Source organism: Archangium sp., assembly GCF_036388035.1.
In the GTDB taxonomy this organism is placed as follows: Bacteria; Myxococcota; Myxococcia; order Myxococcales; family Myxococcaceae; genus Archangium.
The window spans coordinates 1-9,910 of the sequence record NZ_DASVSO010000865.1 but is presented as its reverse complement, the minus strand read 5'-3'; the positions used below and the strand labels follow the sequence as shown (position 1 = coordinate 9,910).

Genomic DNA, 9,910 nt, shown 5'->3' with positions numbered 1-9,910 from the left:
TTCTGCTCGTTCGTCCAGCCTAGCACCCACTGGGAGCGGTCATCGAGCCGATGCCGGTCATCCTTCTCGTGTCGCTCTCCCCTGCCCTTCGTCTGGCCCGCGCGGCTCAGCGCCTGGTGCTCGCGCCGGAACTGCTCCAGGGTGTCGCAGCACACATAATTGAAGCGCCGGGCCAGCTCGGCCTCCAGCCAGCGGAACATGTCCGAGTCCGGCTTGATGGCGAGCTTGCGCACCAGCGACTGGGGATGAAGCGTGGGCGCCCGCGCCGCGGACTCTTCATGCACCCGGTAGTAGACGAGCCGTCCGCCCAGGTGGGTGCGCTCCACCCACTGCGCCACCTGGGGGTAATGCGCGTCCGCCACCAGGAGCGAGAGGCCAAAGGCATGCAGCACCCGCTCGACGGCCCCCTCCCAGTCACGCTCCTCCTCGCGAACCTGCAACAGCTCGCCAACGAAAGGCAGCGCCTCCACGGGGAGCCCGAGGTCGGTGCACAGCCGCTCGCGCAGCTCCAGCATGCGGTGGGGGATGTTGGAGCGGCGTCGCAGGAGCGACTCGAGCTCGGCCGTCAGCTCCTGCTGTCTGCTCTTGAGATCGCGCAGCTCGACCCCGCTGTCCGTCAGGGCGTTCTGCGTGTGGGACAGCTCGTGCTCCGCCGTCTGGCGCAGCCTGGGAAGCTCGCGGACATTGGCCAGGAAGCGCTCCGCGTCCACGTCCGCCGGGAACCCCACGGCCTGGGCCATCCGCGCGTACCGCTCGGCCTTCTGGGTCCGCTCCTCCTTCTCTCGCTGTCGTTGGGCGATGCTCGCTTTCACCGCCTCGATGCGCTCGCCGCCATTGGCCGCGATGGCTTGCTTGAGCCGATCCCGCTCCATCCCCTGCTGGGCCCGCGCCTCCGTCAGCCGTTCCCCTTCGAGCCGTGCGCGCTCCCGTTCCGCCTTCACCTCCACGAGTTGCGTCTCGACGAGCCGCGCCTTCTGCTCGGAGAACCACGGCCGCAGCGCCTCGCGGCTGCCGCGGAGCGCTCTCAGCTCGGCCTCCAGCACGCCATGGCGCTCGCAGTCCCGCACCAGGGGCTCGAGCTGACTCACCTGACGCTTGGCCTTGAGGACGGCCTCGTGCGCGCGGTGGAGGTCGTCGAAGTGCGCGATGAGGGCCTCCAGACGCTTCTCGGCGTTGAGAGGTTGCAGCATGTGCTGGCGCACGAAGTCCGTGAGGTTGCCCACGGACTTCATCGACACCGTCTGATGGAAGAGCTCCAGCGCCTGCTCGTTCCCGATACCGAAGCGCCGTCGGAACGCGGCCTGGTAGGGCGGGAAGGTGTCGTGGACCTCGCGGGTGAGGCCCTTGAGGCGCTTCTTCAGGGCTCCAAGGTCCGCGCCAAAGCCCGAGAAGTGCTCGGCGATGGAGAGTCGCCCATCGGCCACCACGTAGAGCCGCATCGGCTGGTTCTCGGCCTCGCGCATCCAGAGCACCTGGGCGAGCGTGACGTGCTGCGCGTACCCCTCGTTGTAGAAGTGGCCGAGCAGGACGGAGTAGCTCGTCCCGTCGCGCAGGAAGATGGGCCGAGCGCCATGCCCTCCCTCCCCGCGCTCGGACTTGTACTGTCCCAGCACATACGAGCGCAGGGTGCGCTCGCGCGATTCCGCTCCCGCGGCCTTGTTGTAGGCGAGCTTCTGCGGGGGCACGAGCAACGTCACCAGCCCGTCGACCAGTGTCGACTTGCCCGAGCCGATGTCCCCGGTGAGCAGGCCATTGTCCCCGCGGAGATCCAGGTGCCACACCCGCTGGTGGAAGGTGCCCCAGTTGTAGGCCTCGAAGCGGTGCAGCCGGAAACCGGAGCGCTCGGTGGCCGTGTCCACGTCGAGCAGCTCTCCTGGCGTGACAGGAAGCTCGGTGTTCATGCGGTGTCTCCTCCTTCCTCGGCGAGGTGGGCGCGGTAGTCCGCGAGCCGCTGGGTGAAGGTGTCCAGCCATTGAGCGTCGACGAACGCCTTGAGGATGCGGCGGACCTCGAACGCATCGGCGCTGTCACGCAGCTTGCGAAGAAATCCCAGCTCCACGACCCGGGTGATGTCCGTGTCGAGCCGGTCCACCAGACGCGCCTCGTTGGTGCCCTCGGGCAGGAAGAGGCGGATCATCTCCAGGATGTCGGCGCGCCGGAGTACGAGCCGGCTGTCGCCGCCCGTCGCATCCGCCTCCGCCAGCTTCTTGCGCAGGAGCGCGAGGAGCAGGCTCACGCCATAGCTGAGCTGTCGGCGCGGCACGAGCCGGGGCAGCTCGGGCTCACCCTCCGCGTTGGGCCGCTGGCGGAGGTAGGCGTAGCCCTCGGCCTCGTCGAGCATCAACTGCAGGCCCAGCACCGTCACCTGGTCCCGCACCTGCCCCTGCAGGTAGAGCAACCCCTGCCAGAGCCCCGGGTCGCTCTCCTGGTAGACCACGCCCTTCATCAGGGCGACGAGCACCTGGGAGAGGGAATGGGCGGGTCCGGTGGAACTTGAAGTGGGAAGAGTCATCGGTGGAATCGCACCAGGGGAAGGACGGCGCGGCGCATGCAGCCGCGTGCATCCGTCCAGAAGAGTGTCTGGGGTTGTGCTTCCTCGACCGCGGCATGCCTGTCCTCAACGGCGAGGCTGAGGTAGGCCACCAGCTCGGCGAGGCCGTGCTGGAGCGGGTGCTCCTGGAGGAGCTCCGCGAGCGACACCTGCTCGCGGGCCCTGAGCGCGTGACGGACATTCTCCCGCAGCTGCGCTTTGTCGATGAAGGTCTGCTGGAAGAGGGCTTCGGCGGGGATCTCCTCGGTGGCCTCGAGCACGCTGGCGTCCACCATGCGTGGCCGCGAGGGCGGTGAGAACAAAGGCCGCTCCAGGGGCAGCTCCATCGCGGGGGCGGGCTCCTCCAGCTCCATGAAGGCACGCCCGGGCGGGTGGGCACGCACCGCGAGCGCATGCTGCTCGATGCCGCGCAGCAACTGCATGATGCGGCGATTTTCCAGCCACGCCCGGTCGTCCAGGTAGCGCCGGAGCTGCTCGGAGAGCCGCGCCACGGTGCGTTGGGTGTGCTCGCCCGCCTCGAGCCAGTCGAAGTGGATGCGCGTCAGCCGGGGGTCCGGATGGAGTGCCCGCACCGCCGGGTGGGCCAGCACCCGTTCGAGCTGAAGGGTGAGCTCTTCCTGGCGCGCGGGCGACATGAGGAAGTCCCAGAAGGCGCGGAAGCTGCGCCCCTGATCCGAGCCACTGATGGCGTCGCGTTCGCCAAAGACAGCCTCCAACAGCTCGCCCTTGGAGCCCTCCCAGGTGGCGATCCGCTCGCGCAGCACCCGGTCGAGCTCGTGGAAGCTGTGCTCCAGCTCCCGGAAGTCGGACAGGAGCCCGCGCGCGGTGTCCGCCATCTGCTGGAAGCGATCCTTGATGGCCGACTCGTCCATCAACTCCAGGTGCCCGGCGCGCAGGCGCTCCATCTCCGCCTCCAGCTCACCCTTGCGGCGCTCCAGCTCCGCGAGCCGGGCCTGGGGATCCACCTCCGTCCCCTCCGTCATCTGCTTGAGCAGGTCGAAGATGGTGAGCAGCCGCGACTCCGTTCCCACGAAGGGCCGTTCCGTGAGCTGAACGAGCCAGCGAATGGCGCGCTCGGCCGCGGGCGTCAGATCGAAGTGGGGCTCGTCCGTGTCGGGCGGGTAGAACTTGCGCAGCCAGCCCCGCCCGTTCGCCGCCCACTCCTCGAGGTAGGCCTCGGCGGTGCGTGGAAAGGCGTCCTCTCCCAAGCGCTCGCGCAGTGCGTGCAGATGATCCTCGAGCCGCAGGACCAGCTCGCGCTGAGGCAGGCTTCGCGCGTTGGCCTCGAGGAAGACGCCATGCAGGAAGCTGATGATGAGGGGCGCGTGGTCCACGACGAGCAACCGCCACGCGGGATGTTTCTGTCGCAGGGTCTCGAGCGTTGCGAAGTCCATGGTGTCTGCCTCTACCATCGGGCTCCAACACCCGATTGAGGCCGCTCAGCGCGGGGACCAGGACATCACGCGAAGGGCGTGGATCGGCCGTGAGAGCGTCTCTCTTTCATAAGAAGGAGAGGGCTCCTTGGCTGTACTTCCATTCAGGTGGGAGGGATGCCTTGCCTGAACAGCAGACAGTCGGGCTTGGGAACCCGGCTGCTCGGCGAGCGGGCATGAGGCAAAGCCCGACCTGGGGGGTGACTCACCGGGCGTTTGGAACGCGCTCGACGGCCAGCTCGTCGAAGTTCACATCGAGCAGCTTGGGCTGGTCGAACGTGAAGCCCTTGATGTTTCCCTTCGAGTCCAGGGAGAACGTCAGGAAGCCCTTCGGGAAGTTCATCGGATCCCTCCAATGAAGGCGGAAGGTGTCGTACTGCCAGTGCTCCAGGTCCGCCGTGAACGAGGGGCTGTGGCTGAACCCGAGCACCAGCCTTCCGTTCTCCTGGGTGACGGAGAGGTTCCCGTACATCCGGTCCCGGTAGCTCCCGGCATAGCGGCCGAGCTCGAGCGCGGGCTTCGTCCCCTGGACTCGCGCCGCCACGAGCTTCGCCTCGGCCTCCTTCGCCTGCCGCTCCCCTTCCCCGCGATACTTCAGGAGCACCTGGGCCCAGTCCGTCCTGGGCGCGCCGAGGTAGGCATCGAGGATCCGAAACGCCATCCCGTTGAAGAGGGCGCCATCCTGGTGGGAGAGCACCGTGATGCCGAGCTTCTCTTCCGGCACGAGCATGACGACCGCGGTCATGCCATCCATCCCGCCCGTGTGCGAGACGAGCTTGCGCCCGCGGTAATCCCGCAGGAACCAGCCGAGCCCATAGGCGCGGAACCGGGGATCGATCGACTTGAACTCGGGCCGTGACGACGGCGGCACGGGGACGACCATCTGCGGCGTGAAGAGCTCCCGGGCCACGCTCTCGCCGTAGAGCTTCTTGCCGTCGATGGTGCCCTCGCCGAGCAGCAGTTGCATGTACCTGGCCATGTCGTGGACGTTGGAAAGGATGGAGCCGGCGGGGCCGAGGGCGTCGGAGTCGCGATAGGCAATGGCGACCGGCTTGCCGTCGATGCGGACGTGCGGCAGGGCGACGTTCCGCGACGTCTTCAGGTCGCGAAAGAGCGACTGGCTCTCCTCCATCCCGAGCGGGGTGAAGAGACGCTCGCGAATGAAGTCGTCCCAGCTCTTGCCGGAGACGGCACGGACGACCTCCCCCGCCGCCATGTACATCACGTTCTGATAGGCATACGTGCCGCGGAAGCTGGAGACCGGCTTGATGTAGCGGACCCGCTTCAGCACCTCCTCGCGGCTGTAGTCGGAGCCGTACCAGAGGATGCCGCCACTGACGTCGGGGAGCCCGCTGCGGTGCGTGAGCAGATCCCGGACGGTGAGCTCGCGCGTGACGTAGGGGTCATACATCTGGAAGTACGGAAGGTGTTGGCTGACGGGGTCATCCCAGGAGAGCTTGCCCTCCTCCACCAGGAGGCCCAGCGCCAGGGCGGTGAAGGACTTGGAGATCGAGCCGATCGAGAAGAGCGTGTGCTCATCGACGGGAGCCGGCTTCCCTACTTCGCGAAGGCCATACCCCTTCGAGAAGACCACCTTGCCGTCCTTCACGACCGAGACGGCCAGGCCCGGCACGTTCCATTCCCGGATGGCGTTGTTCGCGGAGTCGTCGAAGCCCGCGAGGGGGGACGCCTGCCCGAAGGCGACGGAGCCACCGAGCGACAGGAAGAGCGCGAAGAGGACGGGGAGTACGGCGGCACGTCGATGCATCAACCAGGCTCCGGGTCGGAAACGTCATCGCCGTATAGCCCTCGGGGGAGTCGGGAACAACCGGGGCCCCCCCTTGGCGCACGGGTGGGCAGATGACGTGGGACTGGCGTACCCTGCGCCTCCGAGCCTCTCGAAAGGACCAGGATGCGAGCGGGTAGCACGCGGGTGGGAAGTGCGTGGGGGTTGTCGTGGGTGCTGGCGCTGCTGTGCACCGGGTGTGCGGAGTTGCGAGACGCGCTGGCCCCCCCGAAGCCCCAGATGCAGCAGGTGCAGGCTCCGCCGGTACCGGTGCCTTCACCGAAGTGCCCGGAGCGCATCGCCCAGGAGGCGCCGCTGGAGGCGGAGCTCGTGCGCACGTTGGGGCCTCGCTCCCTGGTTCCGGACCTGTCCCTGCCGCAACTCGGCTTCCGGCCGCCGCACGGGCCCGAGGTGCGGAGCTCCTTCCAGTCCCAGCTCTCGCTCGCCGACGGCCCCGTGGAGCTGGTGGGGGTGACGCTCCTGAAGGGAGCGGGCCTGATGCTGTTGCGGCCGGGGACGGACGGCTACTGCGTGGTGAATACCTGGTCCACCTGGCAGGCGGAGGAGGTCCAGTACACCCTGGACTCCTCCTGGACGGCACCGGACGGCCGCCTGGCCATCCTCCTGGTGAAGATGGTGGTGGCTCCGGGCACTCCCGCCGAGGAGTCGCGGTGGGTGGTGCTGGGCACCGACGGGTGGCGCGCCTGGGTCGCCCTCGGCACGCCGCCCCAGCACCAGCTCCTGGTGCCCTCGGTCAGCCTGCGGCCGAAGGGCAAGAAGCTCTACCTGGACGTGACGCTGGAGCACACGTCGCGCTTCGCGCTGGGCAAGGACGGGCGCTTCCTCACGGGGCAGTAGGCCCGCTTCGCACCCCGCCGAGCTCAGCGCGACGGATAGGATCCGCGGCGGCAAAAGCCGCTATCTTCCCGGACATGAGGACGGAGACGAGCACCGAGTCCGTGCTGGCCGCCAACGAGGCGGTCCGCGAGGAGGCCGCCAAGGGGGAGCGGCTGGTGGCGTGGATCCGGGCGCTCATGTTCACCGCCATCGTGTCCATCGAGCTGTTCTGGGGCCAATTCCAGACGGACGTCCCGCCCGAGGTGCTGGCCTTCGTCCCGTTCATGCTGGCCGCCATCCTCCTCTCGTGCTGGGGATGGCTCGTCTTCCTGTACCGCCGGCCCTACCGGCCGCTGCTCGGGCGGATCAGCACGTTGTTCGATGCGCTGCTGCTCGCGGCCTTCACGTTCGCACTGGTGCTGGTGGGCTTCGAGCCGGAACGGGGAGGAGTGGCCACCCCCGTGTACCTGGGGGCCTCTCCCCTGCCCATGTTCGCCTTCTTCATGCTGCTGGCGGCCGGGGTGCGGCAGGATCCGGTGGCGTGCGTGCTCAACGGCGCGGTGTCGCTGGTGGCCAACGGCGCCGCGGCGGTGCTGGCGAGATCCCAGGCGGACCTGGCGCTCATCGACACGATGGGGCACTTCCCCGCGGATCGGCTCTGGCTGCTCCGGGCCTTCATCTTCGTGGCGGCCACCGCCCTGGCGGCGTGGGCGGCGTCCAACGCGCGGAAGATCGCCCGGAAGGCGGGGCAGATCGCTGGCGAGCGACAGAAGGTGCTGCAGCTGTTCGGCCGGTACGTGGCGCCGGAGGTGGTGCGCGGCGTGCTGGATGAGGACGGCAAGGGCCCCGCCGAGCTGCGCGAGGTGACGGTGCTCTTCACCGACCTGCGCGGCTTCACCTCGCTCTCCGAGAGGATGCCGCCCCACGAGGTGCTGGAGGTGCTCAACGCGCACTACGGCGCCATCGTCCCGGTGGTGCACGCACACGGCGGCACGGTGAACAAGTTCATCGGGGACGCCATCATGGCCACCTTCGGCGCACCGGTGCCCCTGGCGGATCACGCCGAGCGGGCGGTGCGGGCGGCGGTGGAGATGCTCGAGGGGATGGAGCGGCTGAACACCGGCTTCCGCGAGCGGGGGCTGCCCGAGCTGCGCATGGGCGTGGGCGTCTCCACCGGCCCGGTGGTGCTGGGCACGCTGGGGACGGCGCAGCGGGTGGAGTACGCCGTCATTGGCGACACGGTGAACACCGCGTCGCGCCTGGAGGGCCTGAACAAGGAGCTCGGGACGGAGGTGCTGCTGTCCGCCTCCACCCGTCAGGCACTGGGCCCCGCCTTCCCGGTGAAGGCGCTCGGCGAGGTGCCGGTGAAGGGCAAGGCGCAGCCCGTGCCCGTGTTCACCGTCTTCACCCGCGGGACTTCTCTCCCAGGGTGAAGAAGAAGGTGGAGCCCTCACCGGGCGCGGACTCCACCCACAGCTCGCCCCCGTGCAGGCGGGTGAGCCGGCGCGCGATGGCCAACCCCGCTCCACTGCCGCCGCCGTAGGCACGTGCCGGGTGCAGCCGGCGGAACATCTCGAAGATGGCCTCGTGGAAGCGCTCGGGGATGCCGATGCCGTTGTCGCGCACGTAGAAGACGTACTCCTCCGGCCGCTTCCTCAACGGGTGCGAGAGGGGCTCGCCCGGACCGTGGAAGCCCACCTCCACCCAGCGGGGCTCGCCCTCCTGGTGGTATTGGGCGGCGTTGATGAGGAGGTTGGCCAGCACCTGGCGGATGCGCACCCCATCGCACTCCACCCGAGGCAACCGGCGGGGAATCCGCACCTCCACCCGGTTCTCCTTCAGGCGCGAGGCCACCGAGAGGAGCACGTCCTCCACCAGCTCCTGCATGTCCCGCTCGCCCCAGGCCAGCTCCACGTGGCCCACCCGGCTGTACTCGAAGAGGCCCTCCAACAGCCCCTGGGTGCGCTCCGCCAGCCACCGCATGTCCTCGAGCTGCTTGCGCGCCTCCGCGTCGAGCGCCGCGCCATGGTCCTCCAGGAAGAAGCTCGCGTAGTGCTGGAGGCCCCGCAGGGGCTCCTTGAGCTCGTGCGCCACGGTGCCGCCGAAGGCGTCCAGCTCCTGGTTGGAGCGGGCCAGGGCGGCGGCCTGGCGCAACACCACGCCCACCAGACCGCCGCGGAAGCCCTCCGCGCTCTCCAGGTCCACCCGCGTCCAGGGGACGCTCGTCCCGCGCACCGTCTCCTGCCAGGCCTCGAAGGAGGCGCGCGGGTGGAGGCGCGGGGTGCCGCCCTGCTCCCGCACCACCGGCTTGCGCGGGTTGCCCGCCCAGGTGACGGTGCGCGCCACCTCCGGGCGGAACCAGAGCGCGTAGCGCGGCAGGTTCGGACTCGAGTCCAGCCTCACCGCGAGCAGGCCACTGGCCACGTCCGCGTAGGCGGCGGCCGGCGGGTACACCTCGGCCAGCCGCTCGGTGAAGAAGGCGGAGCCGAAGGGCCGCTCCGCCAGCCAGAAGGCCAGCTCCACCACCGCGGACATGGGAGGGGTGGCCCCCACGAGGATGGGCGACTCGCCGAGCAGGAGCGCCGCGCCGCCCGCGCTGGTGAGCGCCAGCAGCAGATCCCTCTCCTGGGCGAGCCGGGCGGGCAGCGCGCTGGCGCCCTGGGAGAGCCGCTCCATCAGCCGGGCCCGCAGCGAGGCGCGCCGGACGAGCTCCTCCGCCTCGGCGCCGCGCTCCTCGGCCCCCAGCTGCAACGACAGCAACCGGGCCAGCACGTCGCAGGCCTGGCGCGTGGAGGCCGACAGGTGCCGTGGCGCGGAGTGGTGGCAGGTGATGAGCCCCCACAGCGAGCCGTCCTTCACCAGCGAGATGGACATGGAGGCGGTCACGCCCATGTTGGCGAGGTACTCCAGGTGCACGGGCGACACGCTGCGCAGGGCCGCGCCGGACAGGTCCAACGGGCGCCCGAGGGACGGAAGCACGGCGGGCACCAGGGGAGCGGGCCTGGCACGCGCGTCGGAGATGAGGCGCAAGGTGTTGCGCACGTAGAGGGCGCGGGCCTGGGCGGGGATGTCACTGGCGGGGAAGTGCCTGCCCAGGAAGCCCTCCACCCCCTGGGCGAGGCTCTCCGCCAGCACCTCGCCGTGCCACTCCGCGTTGAAGCGGTACACCATCACCCGGTCGAAGCCGGTGAGCGAGCGCACCGCGTCCGCCACCGCCTGGAGCAGCCCCCGGGGACCCCGGGCGTGGGCGAGCGGCGAGAGGAGCTGGTTCACCGCCGCCAGTGCATCCTGCTCGCGGGGCCC

At 69.6% G+C, this 9,910-nt stretch carries 7 protein-coding genes; 2 read left to right on the top strand and 5 right to left on the bottom strand.

What is annotated here, in order from left to right:
- From VF697_RS35705 to VF697_RS35690, 4 genes are all read right to left on the bottom strand, one after another.
- Positions 1-1,901, bottom strand: a 1,901-nt coding sequence (locus VF697_RS35705) for an ATP-binding protein (protein ID WP_331102158.1), incomplete at its 3' end; no start/stop codon positions are given.
- The gene (locus VF697_RS35700; RefSeq protein ID WP_331102157.1) at positions 1,898-2,512 is read right to left on the bottom strand and encodes a DUF4194 domain-containing protein; all 615 of its coding nucleotides are present in this window, start codon (positions 2,510-2,512) and stop codon (positions 1,898-1,900) included. The genes VF697_RS35700 and VF697_RS35705, both read right to left, overlap by 4 nt.
- Complete coding sequence (locus tag VF697_RS35695) at positions 2,509-3,945, bottom strand: DUF3375 domain-containing protein (protein ID WP_331102156.1); 1,437 nt, start codon at positions 3,943-3,945, stop codon at positions 2,509-2,511. The genes VF697_RS35700 and VF697_RS35695 overlap by 4 nt, the downstream gene beginning before the upstream one ends.
- 244 nt (positions 3,946-4,189) lie before the next feature.
- Entirely contained in the window at positions 4,190-5,752 is a 1,563-nt protein-coding gene (locus tag VF697_RS35690; protein ID WP_331102155.1) for a serine hydrolase, read from the bottom strand.
- Positions 5,753-5,896: 144 nt separating this feature from the next.
- Here VF697_RS35690 and VF697_RS35685 point away from each other — a divergent pair, with 144 nt between their 5' ends.
- Positions 5,897-6,628: a hypothetical protein gene (locus VF697_RS35685; RefSeq protein ID WP_331102154.1), complete on the top strand. Its 732-nt coding sequence runs from the start codon at positions 5,897-5,899 to the stop codon at positions 6,626-6,628.
- A 74-nt stretch (positions 6,629-6,702) separates the two neighbouring features.
- Positions 6,703-8,040 (top strand): adenylate/guanylate cyclase domain-containing protein, encoded by a 1,338-nt coding sequence (locus VF697_RS35680; RefSeq protein ID WP_331102153.1) that lies wholly within the window; start codon positions 6,703-6,705, stop codon positions 8,038-8,040.
- Here the strand turns inward: VF697_RS35680 and VF697_RS35675 are convergent.
- Positions 8,012-9,910: GAF domain-containing sensor histidine kinase (locus tag VF697_RS35675; RefSeq protein ID WP_331102152.1), on the bottom strand; the 1,899-nt coding region annotated here is incomplete at its 5' end. The genes VF697_RS35680 and VF697_RS35675 overlap by 29 nt on opposite strands.

Excerpts from the sequence above, each read along its gene's own strand:
- VF697_RS35690 (WP_331102155.1), bottom strand. The coding sequence starts at position 5,752 with ATGCATCGACGTGCCGCCGTACTCCCCGTCCTCTTCGCGCTCTTCCTG.
- VF697_RS35685 (WP_331102154.1), top strand. The coding sequence starts at position 5,897 with ATGCGAGCGGGTAGCACGCGGGTGGGAAGTGCGTGGGGGTTGTCGTGG.
- VF697_RS35700 (WP_331102157.1), bottom strand. The coding sequence starts at position 2,512 with ATGACTCTTCCCACTTCAAGTTCCACCGGACCCGCCCATTCCCTCTCC.
- VF697_RS35695 (WP_331102156.1), bottom strand. The coding sequence starts at position 3,945 with ATGGACTTCGCAACGCTCGAGACCCTGCGACAGAAACATCCCGCGTGG.
- VF697_RS35680 (WP_331102153.1), top strand. The coding sequence starts at position 6,703 with ATGAGGACGGAGACGAGCACCGAGTCCGTGCTGGCCGCCAACGAGGCG.